Source organism: Ensifer sp. ENS02 (assembly GCF_014851885.1).
In the GTDB taxonomy this organism is placed as follows: domain Bacteria; phylum Pseudomonadota; class Alphaproteobacteria; order Rhizobiales; family Rhizobiaceae; genus Ensifer; species Ensifer adhaerens.
Genome location: NZ_JACVAO010000015.1, coordinates 55,378 through 69,085, shown reverse-complemented (window position 1 = coordinate 69,085; position 13,708 = coordinate 55,378). Strand labels below are relative to the sequence as shown.

The 13,708-nt window shown below is 65.2% G+C and carries 14 protein-coding genes; 5 read left to right on the top strand and 9 right to left on the bottom strand.

Annotated elements, in window-relative coordinates:
* Positions 1-3 precede the first annotated feature (3 nt).
* The 5 genes from IB262_RS27450 to IB262_RS27430 are packed head-to-tail and all read right to left on the bottom strand — an operon-like array spanning position 4 to position 7,322.
* Positions 4-483 (bottom strand): GNAT family N-acetyltransferase, encoded by a 480-nt coding sequence (locus IB262_RS27450; RefSeq protein WP_162728690.1) that lies wholly within the window; start codon positions 481-483, stop codon positions 4-6.
* Positions 480-2,549: a hypothetical protein gene (locus IB262_RS27445; RefSeq protein ID WP_112975094.1), complete on the bottom strand. Its 2,070-nt coding sequence runs from the start codon at positions 2,547-2,549 to the stop codon at positions 480-482. The genes IB262_RS27450 and IB262_RS27445 overlap by 4 nt, the downstream gene beginning before the upstream one ends.
* 10 nt (positions 2,550-2,559) lie before the next feature.
* The gene (locus IB262_RS27440) at positions 2,560-5,388 is read right to left on the bottom strand and encodes a DUF4159 domain-containing protein (RefSeq protein ID WP_192357206.1); all 2,829 of its coding nucleotides are present in this window, start codon (positions 5,386-5,388) and stop codon (positions 2,560-2,562) included.
* On the bottom strand, positions 5,385-6,305 hold the full coding sequence (locus tag IB262_RS27435) for a DUF58 domain-containing protein (RefSeq protein WP_112975092.1): 921 nt from the start codon (positions 6,303-6,305) through the stop codon (positions 5,385-5,387). The genes IB262_RS27440 and IB262_RS27435 overlap by 4 nt, the downstream gene beginning before the upstream one ends.
* 3 nt (positions 6,306-6,308) lie before the next feature.
* Positions 6,309-7,322, bottom strand: coding sequence for a MoxR family ATPase (locus IB262_RS27430; protein WP_034789050.1), 1,014 nt, complete (start codon positions 7,320-7,322; stop codon positions 6,309-6,311).
* Between the two features lie 273 nt (positions 7,323-7,595).
* Here IB262_RS27430 and IB262_RS27425 point away from each other — a divergent pair, with 273 nt between their 5' ends.
* Genes IB262_RS27425 through IB262_RS27415 form a run of 3 tightly spaced genes read left to right on the top strand, consistent with a single transcriptional unit; the run spans position 7,596 to position 10,104 of the window.
* Positions 7,596-8,219 carry a DUF1285 domain-containing protein gene (locus IB262_RS27425; protein WP_034788824.1) on the top strand — a complete coding sequence of 208 codons (624 nt, stop codon included), beginning with the start codon at positions 7,596-7,598 and terminating at the stop codon, positions 8,217-8,219.
* Positions 8,216-8,848, top strand: coding sequence for a CoA pyrophosphatase (locus IB262_RS27420; protein WP_034788821.1), 633 nt, complete (start codon positions 8,216-8,218; stop codon positions 8,846-8,848). Before IB262_RS27425 ends, IB262_RS27420 begins: the two co-directional genes overlap by 4 nt.
* The gene (locus tag IB262_RS27415; protein WP_112975091.1) at positions 8,845-10,104 is read left to right on the top strand and encodes a CCA tRNA nucleotidyltransferase; all 1,260 of its coding nucleotides are present in this window, start codon (positions 8,845-8,847) and stop codon (positions 10,102-10,104) included. The genes IB262_RS27420 and IB262_RS27415 overlap by 4 nt, the downstream gene beginning before the upstream one ends.
* A 45-nt stretch (positions 10,105-10,149) precedes the next feature.
* Here IB262_RS27415 and IB262_RS27410 read toward each other — a convergent pair whose 3' ends face one another.
* Positions 10,150-10,335, bottom strand: a complete 186-nt coding sequence (locus IB262_RS27410; RefSeq protein WP_034788815.1) for a DUF1059 domain-containing protein — start codon at positions 10,333-10,335, stop codon at positions 10,150-10,152.
* 194 nt (positions 10,336-10,529) lie between these two features.
* On the opposite strand from IB262_RS27410, the gene IB262_RS27405 reads away from it, so the two are divergent.
* A complete protein-coding gene (locus IB262_RS27405; protein WP_034788812.1) occupies positions 10,530-11,075 on the top strand; it encodes an adenine phosphoribosyltransferase in 546 nt (181 codons plus the stop codon).
* 45 nt (positions 11,076-11,120) lie between these two features.
* Here the strand turns inward: IB262_RS27405 and IB262_RS27400 are convergent, their stop codons facing one another.
* The 3 genes from IB262_RS27400 to IB262_RS27390 all read right to left on the bottom strand — a co-directional run bounded on the left by IB262_RS27400 (position 11,121) and on the right by IB262_RS27390 (position 12,394).
* Positions 11,121-11,333, bottom strand: coding sequence for a hypothetical protein (locus tag IB262_RS27400; RefSeq protein ID WP_112975090.1), 213 nt, complete (start codon positions 11,331-11,333; stop codon positions 11,121-11,123).
* A gap of 138 nt (positions 11,334-11,471) precedes the next feature.
* Complete coding sequence (locus IB262_RS27395) at positions 11,472-11,942, bottom strand: MaoC family dehydratase (RefSeq protein WP_089045006.1); 471 nt, start codon at positions 11,940-11,942, stop codon at positions 11,472-11,474.
* Positions 11,942-12,394 (bottom strand): MaoC family dehydratase, encoded by a 453-nt coding sequence (locus IB262_RS27390; RefSeq protein WP_112975130.1) that lies wholly within the window; start codon positions 12,392-12,394, stop codon positions 11,942-11,944. Before IB262_RS27390 ends, IB262_RS27395 begins: the two co-directional genes overlap by 1 nt.
* Positions 12,395-12,582: 188 nt before the next feature.
* On the opposite strand from IB262_RS27390, the gene IB262_RS27385 reads away from it, so the two are divergent.
* Complete coding sequence (locus IB262_RS27385; protein ID WP_226020611.1) at positions 12,583-13,689, top strand: hypothetical protein; 1,107 nt, start codon at positions 12,583-12,585, stop codon at positions 13,687-13,689.
* Positions 13,690-13,708: the final 19 nt, after the last annotated feature.

Below are 13,708 nucleotides of genomic sequence, written 5' to 3'. Positions count from 1 at the left end.
CCTTTACCTTTCGACACGGCGCATGCTGAAGACATCCAGGCGGTCTTCGCCGACATCCGTCTCGTCGAGCTGCCAGCCGAGACGCTCGTAGAAGGCGCGCTTGCCCGAGAGGGCGCAAAGATGCACGGCTTCGGCGCCGGTATCGAACGCCGCCTGCGCTGCCTTCAGCACGATGTCGCCGCCGATACCTGCCCCGCGGAACGGCGGATCGACCCAGACGGCAGCAACCCACGGCGTGAGATCCGGTCGCTCCTCAAGATCGGAGGCGATGACCGAGGCGGTGCCGACGAAACGGTCGCCGGCATGCGCCACCAGACACAGCGGCTCGGCATCGTCGGCAAGGCTCGCCTGAAGCAGGCCGGTAATGTGTTCCAGCGGGAAGCCGTGCGGCTCCCACCAGGCGCGCCAGACGCGGTCGGCCACGGCATCGAAGAAATGCGGTGCGTCGCGAAGGTCGCTGACGACGATGGTGCTGTCGCTCATCGTCCCTCGCGATACCAGGTGGCGGAAATCAGCAGCAGCAGCGCCGCAAGACCAAGGAAGCCGGTAAACAGCGGCACTGAATTGACGCCCTTCAGCACGGTTTCGTCGGTCATGCGGATCGAGAGCCGCTGGTCGTCTGCCGCTCGGATCGAGCCCCTGACCGGCAGAACCGTGGGCAGGTCGAGCGGTCCATCGGCACTTGCGAGGCGCCGCACGATGCCCTTGGTCTTTTCCGCCCAGGGACGCAGCTTGTCCTCGGTCGAGATCGCGGCCTTGAATTCCGGAGCGTTGGGGTCGCCGACATGGGCAAGAGCCGTGAGCTCGCCGTTCGACATCTCGAAGAGCCCGGTTTCCGTGGTGGCGACTTCGGCCGAGTAGAGGCCCGGCTGGCGTTCGGTCAGCTTGACGTCCTGCTTCCCGCCGGAGGGAGCGACCAGCGTCACCGGACCCGGATCGCCATCGATCGTCTGGCGGGTGATTTCGAGTGTCCGGCCGCGTGCGCGTGCCGTCAGCGCCTCTTCTTCGAGCGAGGGCTCTTGCATCAGCCAATGGGCGGTGCGCCGATAGAGCGAAACGTGGGGTCCGCCGCCTTCGAAGCCGCGAGCCCAGAGCCAGCCCTGATCGGAGAGCAGCATGGCGACGCGGCCCTTGCCGACACGGTTGAGCACCAGCAGCGGTTTGCCGTCGGCCGCTTCCATGACCGTATGGCCCTGCGGTCGGTTGACGTCGACGGTGCGGAACCAGCGGCCCCAATGCGGCGGCTCGCTGTCGGAGCCTTCCAGACCCCGGGTCACCGGATGCTTCTTTCCTTCCTCCGACAGGCGCGGGAAGAAGGCCTTTTCGTTCATGACGCCCGTCGGCGCGGCCGGCAGCACTGCCTCAAGCGGTGTCGCTGCAATCGAATCGTCGCCGGCATGTTCGGGACCTGCCGCGATCAGCAGCGCGCCACCGTTCTCCACATATTGCGCGATGTTGTCGTAGTAGAGGATCGGCAACAGACCGCGGTGCTGGTAGCGGTCGAGGATGATCAGATCGAACTCGTTGATCTTGTCGACGAAGAGTTCGCGCGTCGGAAAGGCGATCAGCGATAGCTCGTTGATCGGTGTGCCGTCCTGCTTTTCCTGCGGACGCAGAATGGTGAAATGTACGAGATCGACGGCCGCATCGGATTTCAAGAGGTTGCGCCAGGCGCGTTCGCCGGCATGCGGCTCGCCGGAGACCAAGAGCACGCGCAGGTTCTCGCGAATGCCGTCGAGCACGTGGACCGCGCGGTTGTTGGCCGTCGTCACTTCGCCCGGAACGGCATCGACGGCAAATTCGAGCACGTTGTTGCCGCCGCGCGGAACGTTGAAGGCGAACGGGACGTCCGTGCCGGGCTCGGCCCTCTCGCGGGCGATCTCGTTGCCGTTGAGGCGGATCGTGACTTCGGCGCTGCCGCCGGGTGCCGCCCCGTCGTCGACCACCCGGAACGAGAGCTTCTGTTCCTCGCCGACAATGCCGAAGCGCGGCGGGTTGATCAGTTCGACACGCCGGTCGAATTCATCGGGCTTGCCGGTGATCAGCCCGTGCACGGGCGCGTCGAAACCGAGCGCGCGAGCGACATCGGGCACATCGTGGATCTGGCCATCGGTGACGAAAATGGCGCCGCCGATGCGCGCCGGGGGAACGTCAGACAGCGAGGAGGCAAGCGCGCCAAAGAGATTGGTCGACGGTGAGACATCTGCCGGATCGGTGTTTGCCTCGATGATCCGCGGCTCGATCAGCGGTATGGCCGCCAGCCGTTCCTTCAGGCCCTCGACGGCGCGATCGGTCTGCGCGGTGCGGTCGCCGTTCTGCTGGCTCTGGCTGCGGTCGACGACGACGGCGACGATGGTCGAGAGCGGATCGCGCAGCTCCACGAAAATGGAGGGGTTGGCGATCGCCAGTCCGAGCGCTGCGAGTGCGGCCAGGCGCAGCCAGGCGCCGCGCACCTTCTGCCAGAGGCCATAGGCGATGAACAGCGCCGCGATTGCGAGCAGCGGGACGAAGTAGATCCACGGGATCAGCGGGGCAAAGCCATAGGTCATCGATCGGCCCTCACTGTCCAAGCCTTTGCAGAAGGTCCGGCACGTGAACCTGATCGGCCTTGTAGTTGCCCGTCAGCATATACATCATGATGTTGACGCCGGCGCGGTAGGCATATTCGCGCTGCATCTCGTCCGGCGGCACTGTCGGCAAGAGCGGCGCGCCGTTGACGTCAACGGCCCAGGCACCGGCAAAATCGTTGCCGGTGATCATGATCGGCGTGACGCCGTCGCCGCCGCGCACGGGGCGATTGCTGCGGTCTTCGTCGTCATTGGGGGCGGCCTCGACCCAGAGCTGGCTTTCCGCATAGCGCCCGGGGAAGTTCGAAAGCAGATAGAAGGCCTTCGTCAGCACGTGGTCGGAGGGCACCGGCTCCAGCGGCGGAATGTCGAGCCCGCTCAGCATCGCCTGCAGGCGCTGCACGTTGGGACTGTCGCCGGCGTCCGACGGTGTCAGCGAGGAAAACTGGTCGCGCGTGTCGAAGAGAACGGTGCCGCCGTTGCGCATATAGGCGTCGATCCGGCTCATGACCCGGCTGCTTGGCATCGGAGCGGTGGCCGAAACCGGCCAGTAGATGATCGGGTAGAAGGCCAGCTCGTCCTGTTCGAGGTCGACGCCGACGGGCGCTCCGGGTTCGAGCGCCGTCCGGTAGGTCAGATAGTTGCTGAGGCCGATGAGGCCCTGTTCGGAGAGGCGGTCGACCTCCTGCTCGCCGGTGATGACATAGGCGAGATGGGTCGTGTCCAGCCGCTGCAACGTCTGCTCGTCGCTCGGCTGGCTGTCCTGCGCATGTGCGATCGCCGGGGCGAGAGCGGCTACAAGGCCGAGCGTCGCAAGGCCAAGGGTTGCGACCAGTGCCGCGGCCGCGGCGCCGCGCCCTGCGCGCCGGCGCAGCCCGGCGAGACCGCCGGCCATGTAGAGAACGATCAGCGTATCGAGGACGAAGAGCGCCAGCGCCAGCCCGAAGAGGTAGGGTCGGATCGAGAAGGGCCGGGCGCCCTCCAGTCCTTCGGCCCGCGCTCCGACGAGATTGCCTGTAATCGGGGTGAGCTTGCCGCCGTCAGGCAGCAGATTGTTGGCGACGAAACCTTCCTCCGAGCCGTAGAGGCCGGGGGGCGTGTCGGCGGAAACGGTGGGCGCGATGCCGGGTGCGATTTCGAGCGGTCGAGCGCTGCCGGTGTCGCCGGTCAGTTCGCCGCGGGCGCTCACCAGGCGATAGGGGGGCAACGTCTGCGCCTTGCTTGGCTGATCGCCGGCAACGCCGCCGGCGCGCGACAGCTGGATGGAGCGGCGCAGCATGTCGACGAACGAGCCGGAGATCGGCAGGTTCGACCAGTTCGGATCGGCGCTCACGTGGAAGAGCACGATGCGGCCGCGGCCGCGCTCGGCGGTCGTCACCAGCGGTGTGCCGTCGGCGAGGTTGGCCCAGGTCCGCTCCGTGAGATCGGGTGTCGGTTGCGCCAGCACCTGGCGCTTTACCAGGACGTCACGCGGGCGTTCCAGTCCGGCAAAGGGGCTCGAGGACGGATAATCGGCAAGCGGCTGCGGTTCCGACCAGGAAAGCGCGCCGTCGAGCGTACGCTCGCCCTGCCGGAGCACGACCGGTACGAGCGGGTCGTCGGCGGGCGCGCCGGCGAGCCTCGGGCCGGCGAAGCGCACCAGCATGCCGCCATTTTCCAGCCAGCGCGTGACCAGCGGGTAGCTTTCGTCCGGCAAACGGCCGACGTCGGCCATGACGAGGATCGACGGATTTTGCGCCAGAAGCTCGGCGATTGCCTTCCCGACCGCCTCTTCGCGGGGTTCGATCAGGTCGGCATGCGGCTCGAGCGCGCGCTTGATGTAGTAGAGCGGCGAAAGCAGCGGCTGCGACTGATGAACCTCGCCGCTGAGCAGCGCGACCCGGCGGCGGCGGTTGCCGTCATCGAGCAAGTGCAGGCCGCCGGCCGTCGCCTGGCCCTCGATCGTCAGACGTGCGAAGTCGTTGCGCAGCTCGAAGGGCGCCTTCAGCAAGGCATCCGCCGTGGTGGCGCCCGTCGCGAAGCGAAGCTCGCCCTCGGCGATCGCCGTGCCGCGAATGTCACGGGCAAGCACGTAATAGGCGCGTGGCTCGCCGAGCGGCAGGCGCGAGGCGGTAACCCGCATTCCGTCGTTTTCGTTGGTCGCTGCCGTCAGTGCGATGGCGCTTTCCGCATTGCCCTCGACCCGGCGGACATTCGTAGCGCCGAGCTCTGCGATCTGCTGCATCGTCCCGCCATTCGACGCTTCGATGCCGTCGCTGAGGAAGGCGAGGGTGCCGGGCGGAGAGCCGGCAAGCGCGGCCTTCATGGCAGCGAGTGCCCGCTCTCGGTCGGCCGGCAGCGGTTGCGGCTGGGCGGCGGCCAGGCGGTCGCGCGCCGCGGCGGCGGAAGCGGGCGTCGCGTCGTGCTGGCGGTCGGTGGTAAAGACGATCGAAACGGGAAGCTCCTTGGCTTCCGCGTCGTCGATCAGCGCACCGGCGGCTTCGACCCGCTGGTTCCAGTCGGAGACCGTCGCCCAGCTATTGTCGATGACGAGGGCAAGCGGACCGGCTGACGAAAGCGTGTTCTGCCGCGGGTTGATCACCGGATCGGCGATCGCAAGGATAAGGGCGGCGGCCATCAGCATGCGCAACAGCGTCAGCCACCACGGGCTTTGCGCCGGGGTCTCCTCACGCTTCATCACCGACGCGAGGATGCGCAGCGGCGGGAAGACTTCGGCCGACGGCCTTGGCGGCGTCATGCGCAGCAGCCACCAGATGACCGGCAGGGCAACCAGGGCGGCAAGGATGGCCGGATTGGTGAAGAGGAAGGCGAGGCCGCTCATAGCTGGCCTCCGTGGGTCGCGCGTCCCGGCATGCCGGAGAGATAGGTGTGCACGGCGACGAGCGCCTCGGAGGCGGGCCGGTCGGTCTTGTGCGGGGTGAAGGTCCAGCCGAGATGGCGCAGCGTCACGCCCAGCGTGTCGCGGCGGCCAATATAGGCGCGCTGATAGTCTTCACGCAGCACTTCGGCGCGGCCGGCGGTCAGCTTCTCGCCGGTCTCCGGGTCGGTGAATTCGGTCCGGCCGGAATAGGGAAACACTTCTTCGGCCGGGTCGGCGATCTCGACCACATGGCCGCGCAGGCCGCGTCTGGCCAGCGGGCCGAGGCGGTCCATGATCTTTTCGGCAGGATCGAGAAAATCGCCGATCAGCACGAGGTCGCTGGCGCTGCGGATCATTCCGGTTTCCGGCAGGCCCTCGGCAAGTGGGCTCAGCATGATGGCGGCCGCCAGCCGTTCGGCGGCGTTGCGCGCCGAGACCGGCTCCATGATGCCCGGGCAGCCGATGCGCTCGCCCGAGCGCGCGAGGATTTCGGCGAGCGCCAGCATCAGTACCAGCGCACGGCTCTCCTTGGACACGGTGCCGAGCTTCGACTTGTACATCATCGACGGCGAAAGATCGGCCCACAGCCAGATGGTGTGGGCGGCTTCCCATTCGCGGTCGCGCACGTAGGTATGGTCGTCACGGGCAGAACGCCGCCAGTCGATGCGCGACATGCTCTCGCCGTCCGAATAGGGCCGGAACTGCCAGAAATTCTCGCCGATGCCGCGCTTGCGCCGGCCATGCCAGCCGGAAATTACGGTGTTGGCGATCCGTCGCGCCTCGACCAGGCAATCGGGTACGAGCATGGCGCGCTGCTGCGCTCGTGAAAGCACTTCACTGGCGGGAGTACGCGAGACTATGTGCCCGACGGTGGCCATGCGTCAGCCTCTGGCCTGCTTCACCAGATCGGCGACGACGTCGCGCACGGTCATGCCTTCGGCGCGGGCGGCGAAGGTCAGCGCCATGCGGTGCTGAAGCACCGGTTCGGCCAGCGCCAGGATATCGTCGATCGAAGGCGCCAGACGGCCGTCGTAGAGCGCGCGGGCACGGGCGCAGAGCATCAGCGCCTGGCCGGCGCGCGGGCCTGGACCCCAGGCGACGTTCTTGTCGGTCGCGGCATTACCGTTGCCCGGACGGGCGGAGCGCACCAGCGAAAGGATCGCGTCGACCACCTTTTCGCCGACCGGCATCTGGCGGATGAGGCTCTGGATCTGCAGCAGCCGGGCGGCATCGATGACCGGGTGGGCGGTCGCTTCGCCGACACCTGTGGTTTCGAGCAGGATCTGCCGCTCGGCCGTGAGGTCCGGATAGCCGACGTCGACCTGCATCAGGAAGCGGTCGAGCTGCGCCTCGGGCAGGGGATAGGTGCCTTCCTGCTCCAGAGGGTTCTGGGTCGCGAGCACATGGAAGGGCGCCGGCAGGTCCTTGCGGGCGCCGGCAACCGTGATGTGGTACTCCTGCATGGCCTGCAACAGTGCCGATTGGGTGCGCGGCGAGGCGCGGTTGATTTCGTCGGCCATCAGCAACTGCGTGAAGATGGGGCCGGGAATGAAGCGGAACGAGCGATGGCCGGCCCCGTCCTGGTCCATCACTTCGGAACCGAGAATATCCGACGGCATCAGGTCGGGCGTGAACTGTACGCGGCTGGAATCGAGCCCCAGCACGGTGCCGAGCGTGGCGACGAGCTTCGTCTTGGCAAGGCCGGGAACGCCGACGAGCAGCGCGTGACCGCCGGAGAGCACCGCGAGCAGGGTCTGCTCGACGACGCTTTCCTGGCCGAAGATGACTTTGCCGACTTCCGCACGCACCCGGGCGATTTCACCCAGCGCACTTTCGGCCGCAGCGACAATCGCCTTCTCGTCGATCGCGTCAGCCGCGCCCTTCATCACACTCATGGTCATACTCCCCGGTCGCCCGTTGTTAAACCGAATCGCCCCTACAGCGCCGCGCGTCCTTATAGAGCGCGCCAGGCTCGCTGTAATATTGAGCCGCCGCATGACGCCTGTCCTTACATCGATCCCGATTCAAGGAATCATGCGGTAGCCTGGATTTCAGTCGCCAAAATCCAATTTAGACCCTGCCGCACGGCTGACAAGTCGGCGCCGACGCACTATCTCGTGAGATATCAAAGGTCTCGATGCAAAATCGAGGTCAAACGGGACGGAACAATGGCAGAAGCCGAAATTCAGCAAACCGGCGATGCGGCCGGACTGGCGGCCCTGATTGCGCGTGCCGCCGGGCAGACCGGCGAAAAAGCGCGCGGCCTGCCACCGGTGGACCGCTGGAATCCGCCGTTTTGCGGTGACATCGACATGGAGATCCGCGCCGACGGAACCTGGTTCTATCTGGGCACGCCGATTGGCCGGCAGCCCTTGGTGCGGCTGTTTTCCACCGTTTTGCGCAAGGACGAGGATGGGCGCACCTATCTCGTCACGCCTGTGGAAAAGGTCGGCATCCGCATCGTCGATGCGCCTTTTGTCGCCGTCGAGATGAGCGTGACCGAGGGGGAGGAGGGGCAGGTCCTGACCTTCCGCACCAATGTCGGCGACGTGGTCGAAGCCGGGCCGGAGCATCCGCTGCGCTTCGTCATCCATGGCGAGAACCGCGAGCTGAAGCCTTACCTGCATGTGCGAGGGCGGCTGGAAGCCCTGGTGTCGCGGCCGGTCATGTATGACATCGTCGAGCTCGGCGAGACGGTTGCGATCGACGGCACGGAGATGTTCTGCGTGCGCTCGGGCGGTGCGGTCTTCCCGATCATGCCGGCAGCCGAGCTGGAAGCGCTTTCCCGATGAATGCGCATCCCTTCTCAGCCGACGAGTTTCGTCGTCGGGCGCTGACCCAGATGGGTGGGCCGATCGAGACCTCCTGGCGCGAGCACGGCGACTTCCTGCTCAATCCGGGCATCGTGCCCTATCTGGAGACGCTGAAGCTCAAGGATGCCGCGGTCCTGGTGCCTGTTGTTGATGATGGCGACGATGCGACGGTTATCTTGACGCAGCGCACCACCAGCCTGCGCAAGCATTCCGGCCAGGTCGCCTTTCCGGGCGGTGCCGTGGACCCCGAAGACCGGTCGGTCGAAGTGGCGGCGTTGCGCGAGGCGCAGGAAGAGATCGGGCTCGATCCGCGCTTCGTCGAAACCATTGGCCGGCTTCCGCATTACATGGCCATGTCCGGTTTCCGCATCACCCCGGTGCTGGCGGTGGTCAAGCCGGGTTTCGAGCTCGTGCCCAACCCGGAAGAGGTCGAAAGCGTCTTCGAGGTGCCGCTGTCGTTCCTGATGAACCCCGGCAATCACGATCGCGGCAGTGGCCACTGGCAGGGCGAGGAACGGCATTTCTACCGGATGCCCTATGGCGGCCGCAACATCTGGGGTATCACCGCCGGAATTCTGCGCATGCTCTATGAAAGGCTTTATGCATGACCTCGGTTGCTGGCGAAGGCTGGTTCTCGACGCCTTCTCTGCGTCGCGTTTTCGATGTGCTCAATGTCGACGGCGGCGAAGTCCGGGTTGTCGGCGGCGCAGTGCGCAACAGCTTGATGGGCTTGCCGGCCGGCGATATCGACATGGCGACCACCTGGCGCCCCGACGAAGTCGCCGAGCGGGCGAAGGCGGCCGGCATCAAGGTGGTGCCGACCGGCATCGACCATGGCACGGTGACGCTCGTCATCGACGGCACGCCCTATGAGGTCACGACGCTTCGCCGTGACGTTGCGACCGATGGCCGCCGTGCGGAAGTGGCCTTCGGCACCGACTGGAAGGCCGATGCCGAGCGGCGGGACTTCACCATCAACGCACTCTACGCCAACGACCGCGGCGACGTCTTCGACGATGTCGGGGGGCTCGCCGACATCGAAACGCGGACGCTGCGCTTCATCGGCGATGCCAGCGAGCGTGTCGCCGAGGACTATCTGCGCATCCTGCGCTTCTTCCGCTTCTTCGCCCATTACGGCCGCGGCCGGCCGGATGCCGACGGCTTGCGTGCCTGTGCCCGTGCGCGCTCGAAGCTTGCAACGCTTTCGGCCGAGCGGGTCTGGGCGGAAACGAAGAAATTGCTTTCGGCCGATGATCCCGGCCGCGCGCTGCTCTGGATGCGCCAGGCCGGCGTGCTCACCGAAATCCTGCCGGAAACCGAGAAATGGGGCATCGACGCAATCCCGGAACTCGTTGCCGCCGAGCGGGCCTTCGGCTGGAAGCCGGACCCGCTTCTGCGCCTTTCCGCGATCGTGCCGCCGGATGAGGAGCGTCTGGAGGCGATGGCAGAGCGTCTGCGTGTCTCGAAGGCGGAGGCTGCCTATTTCAGCCGCTGGGCGAAGGCGCCTGCGGTCCCGGCGACGATCGTCGACACGGCATTCGATCGGTTGCTCTATCGTCATGGCGTGGAAGGGATCGTCGTAAGACTGCGACTGGTGCTCTCAACAGCGCGGCGCAAGTCGGAAGGCGACCCGGCGTTTTTGTCCGAGACCGCTTCGCTGCGGCGGCTCCTGGCACGGGCCGAGGCCTTCAAGCGGCCAAGCTTCCCGCTGAATGGCGGTGACGTGCTGAAGGCCGGCGTGCCGGCCGGCCCGCGTGTGGGGGAAATCCTCGGCGAACTCGAAAATCTCTGGATCGAGCGCAACTTCAATCTCGACCGGGCAAACCTCGTCGCCCGGCTCGAAGCCATGGTGCAGCCGTCCTGATCAGGCCGCCTTGGCCGGACGGCTTAAGCCGCCTTGGCCGGACGGCTAGGCCGCCTTGGACTCGTCGGTGATCCGGGCCTTGATGTTGTCGATCATGTTTTCGCGGATGACGGTCTCGCCATGCGTTTCACGCATGTGGTCGACGACGCGGCGCACGATTTCGGCATCGTTGTCGGCTCGGGTGTGCCATTCGCAACCCGGGACGAGGGAACCGCATTCAAACAGGCGCATGGTTGCTTCCTTCCCTGTGTAAGTTTGATGCGAGAGCGCGGCGCGCCGGTCGGGCGACCGCACGGTCAGAGTAGCATCAACCCCCGGCACGGCCAATTGTTCCCACCGAACGCGCGACAAGAAACCGTTATAGACAAGCGGGCCGATGGTGTTATGGGTTTGCGGTAACAAGAGACGCAAAGGCCCTTTTGCCCATGACCTCCACCGTTCAATCGGAACTGATTGCCGCCATCCGGAACATTCCTGACTATCCGAAGCCGGGCGTGATGTTTCGCGATATCACCACGTTGCTCGGCAATCCGCGCGCCTTCCGCCGCGCGATCGACGAACTGGTGCATCCCTATGCCGGCACCAAGATCGACAAGATCGCCGGCATCGAGGCGCGTGGCTTCATCCTCGGTGGTGCGATCGCGCATCAACTCTCGTCGGGCTTTGTGCCGATCCGCAAGAAGGGCAAGCTGCCGCACGACACCGTACGTATCGCCTACAGCCTGGAATACGGCGTCGACGAGATGGAGATGCACAAGGATGCGATCCAGCCAGGCGAAAAGGTGATCCTGGTCGACGACCTGATCGCGACCGGCGGCACGGCGGAAGCGGCCACCAAGCTCTTGAAGCAGATGGGCGCCGAGATCGTCGCCGCCTGTTTCGTCATCGACCTGCCTGAACTCGGTGGGCGCAAGAAACTCGAAGCGCTCGGCGTCAATGTCCGCACGCTGATCGAGTTCGAGGGCCACTGATTGGTCGTTGCGGGATGGGTGCGGGAACCGCGCCCTTCCTTTGGCCTACATGCGGTTGATCGTCCGCAGCATCAATTGCACTTCGCGCTGGGCTGCCGGCGACAATGTCTCCACTTCGGCGAGCCAGAATTTTTCGGCTTCCGGCGGCTCGTCTTCCCAGCTTCTCACCGATGTTTCGTTATCATCGATGACGACGCGACGGTGACCGCCAAGACGCAGATATTCGTCCGCCAGTTCGCGGGCGTGGGTTTTTTCCATAGCCGCTCCTCCGCTAGCAATGGTCGCTGCCCGCAAGCCGCTTGGGCGCGGCCAAGGGCGCGCAACCTTTATCCCGAGAGTGTACACCCGGCGAAAGGCGATTTTAAGAAATGATGGTGTTTGGCCGGTTTCGTCCGGTTAGACGAACTCGATGACCTTGCTCTCGAAACGGATCACCGCCTCGCCGTGCTGGTTTTCGCCTTCGCACAGGATCGTGTTGACCCGCCAGCCGGGCTTTGAAGCAAGCGACCGGCTTTCAAGAAACGTGACGAAGTAGGTGACCGTGTCGTCGGCATAGACGGGCTTCAGCCATTTCAGGTCACGAAATCCGGGCGAGGGGCCGAGGTTCGGCGCCTTCAGGCCTTCGGCGGCAAGTCGCCGCTGCTCGTTTCGCCAGAACTTGACGAAGCACTGCATCCACCCGGCGCAGGTATGCCAGCCCGAGGCACAAAGGCCGCCAAACAGCGAATGCCGCGCCGCTTCCGCATCGAGATGGAAGGGTTGGGGGTCGAAGTCGGTGGCAAACCGGATGATGTCCTCGGCCGTAAAGGTCAGGCTGCCGATCACGGTCCGGCTCTTGGCCGCGTAGAATTCTTCCATCGTCATCATCAGGCTTTGCCCTTGTCGCGGCAGCGAAAGAGAACCGAGCATTCGGAAACCGCCACGGGTTCACCGGCCTGGTTATTGATTTCGTTTCGGAATTTGACGATGCCGAGATCGGGTTTCGACCTCGAACGGCGCGCCTCCAGCACAATGCTGAAGCCCGAGAGCACGTCGCCGGCAATGACCGGCCTCCTCCAATCCATGAAATCGATGCCGGGCGAGCCCTGGGACGTGGAGTTTCCCATGAAGGCGTCGAGCATCATGCGCATGCCGATGGCGCTGGTGTGCCAGCCGGAGGCGGCGAGACCACCAAGAATGCTGCGTTTTCCCGCTTCCTCGTCGAGGTGCATCGGCTGCTGATCGAATTCGCTGGCAAACGCGATCATCTCCGGTGGCTTCATCTCGACCGGCTTGTAGTCGAACCGCCGGCCTTCGGAAAAATCCTCGAAGTAGAGCATGCTTGCCTTGTCCCGTCTGATTTGTTGCCGCATTACCTACTGCATAATCTCCGGAAGCGGAATCGATTTGAGCGGAGATGCGCAACATCGCAGGTCGCTCGCGACGTTTCGCGGTTGCGCTTGGCTCTTGTCCATGCAACCAGCTGATAATCCGTCCCATCCGCTCGTGTCTTGACTGAGGAAAGCGCGTGACCGAACTGAACAGAGCGCTCGCGGGCGCAGCCGAAAAAGGCATCATATCCGCGCATCAGGTGCGCGATCTCGAAGTCTATCTGGCTGATCGCGGCTTCCGTTTCGGACCGGCGGCATCGGATGCCGCGGCCGACAGGGCCGACGCCGCGCTCGATGCGCGGGCGGCGGAAGACAGCGAACAGCCGCGCTTCATCAGAGGCTTTCACGACATCCTGATCACCATCGGCATCGTGGTCGTGCTCATCGGCCTGTGGGGCCTGACCGGTCCGCTTGCAACGCTGCCGGTCATTCTCGTGCTTGCGGAAATTCTCGTGCGGCGCCAGCGTCTGGCGCTGCCTTCGGTGGTGCTGACGCTCGCGCTCGTTCATTGGGTCGCAATGACGTCGATGTGGCTGGTGGACGATCATGAGGACACCTGGCACCCGCTTACCTTCACCCTGGTCTACGTTGCTACCTTCCCGATCCCGCTGGCGCTGTTCTACTGGCGCTATCGCGTTCCGCTTGCGCTGGCCGGTCTGGTGCTGTCGATCGCGCTCACCTGCGTGGTGGCGGTCCTGCTCGCATTCGAGAGGGCCCTCGGTATCGACGTGGCCAACCCCGATTACGTCCTGCTGCTTCCATTGACCCTGCTCGTCGGGGCACTGGCTGTCTTCGCGATCGCCATGCGCTACGACGTTTCGGACCCGCAGCGGCTCACCACCCGTTCGGACATCGCCTTCTGGCTGCATCTCGCAGCCGCGCCGGCTCTGCTTTACTCGCTGATGGGACTGGTGTTCCTGGTCAATGGCGGTGCAACGTGGTGGGACGGACAGGCGAGCTTCAATCAGGCCGCTTCCGCCATTGTGATCGTCGCCGTGTTCATGCTGGTCGGGCTCGTCATCGACCGCCGCGCCTTCGTCACATCGGGGCTGTTGTCGCTGGGCGGCGCGATCTGGACCGTGCTGAGCAAGACCAATGCATCGCTCGACAGTTACGTCTTCATCGCCCTTGCGGTCGTCGGGGTAACGGTCTTGTTCATCGGCATTTTCTGGCAGCGGCTGCGCCGCATGGTCATCGACCTCTTGCCGGAAACGATAACGGCGCGGTTGCATGCCGCGCCGTAGTATCAAGTTCTGATGCGCT

Excerpts from the sequence above, each read along its gene's own strand:
- IB262_RS27450 (WP_162728690.1), bottom strand. The coding sequence starts at position 483 with ATGAGCGACAGCACCATCGTCGTCAGCGACCTTCGCGACGCACCGCAT.
- IB262_RS27445 (WP_112975094.1), bottom strand. The coding sequence starts at position 2,549 with ATGACCTATGGCTTTGCCCCGCTGATCCCGTGGATCTACTTCGTCCCG.
- IB262_RS27440 (WP_192357206.1), bottom strand. The coding sequence starts at position 5,388 with ATGAGCGGCCTCGCCTTCCTCTTCACCAATCCGGCCATCCTTGCCGCC.
- IB262_RS27435 (WP_112975092.1), bottom strand. The coding sequence starts at position 6,305 with ATGGCCACCGTCGGGCACATAGTCTCGCGTACTCCCGCCAGTGAAGTG.
- IB262_RS27430 (WP_034789050.1), bottom strand. The coding sequence starts at position 7,322 with ATGAGTGTGATGAAGGGCGCGGCTGACGCGATCGACGAGAAGGCGATT.
- IB262_RS27425 (WP_034788824.1), top strand. The coding sequence starts at position 7,596 with ATGGCAGAAGCCGAAATTCAGCAAACCGGCGATGCGGCCGGACTGGCG.
- IB262_RS27420 (WP_034788821.1), top strand. The coding sequence starts at position 8,216 with ATGAATGCGCATCCCTTCTCAGCCGACGAGTTTCGTCGTCGGGCGCTG.
- IB262_RS27415 (WP_112975091.1), top strand. The coding sequence starts at position 8,845 with ATGACCTCGGTTGCTGGCGAAGGCTGGTTCTCGACGCCTTCTCTGCGT.
- IB262_RS27410 (WP_034788815.1), bottom strand. The coding sequence starts at position 10,335 with ATGCGCCTGTTTGAATGCGGTTCCCTCGTCCCGGGTTGCGAATGGCAC.
- IB262_RS27405 (WP_034788812.1), top strand. The coding sequence starts at position 10,530 with ATGACCTCCACCGTTCAATCGGAACTGATTGCCGCCATCCGGAACATT.
- IB262_RS27400 (WP_112975090.1), bottom strand. The coding sequence starts at position 11,333 with ATGGAAAAAACCCACGCCCGCGAACTGGCGGACGAATATCTGCGTCTT.
- IB262_RS27395 (WP_089045006.1), bottom strand. The coding sequence starts at position 11,942 with ATGATGACGATGGAAGAATTCTACGCGGCCAAGAGCCGGACCGTGATC.
- IB262_RS27390 (WP_112975130.1), bottom strand. The coding sequence starts at position 12,394 with ATGCTCTACTTCGAGGATTTTTCCGAAGGCCGGCGGTTCGACTACAAG.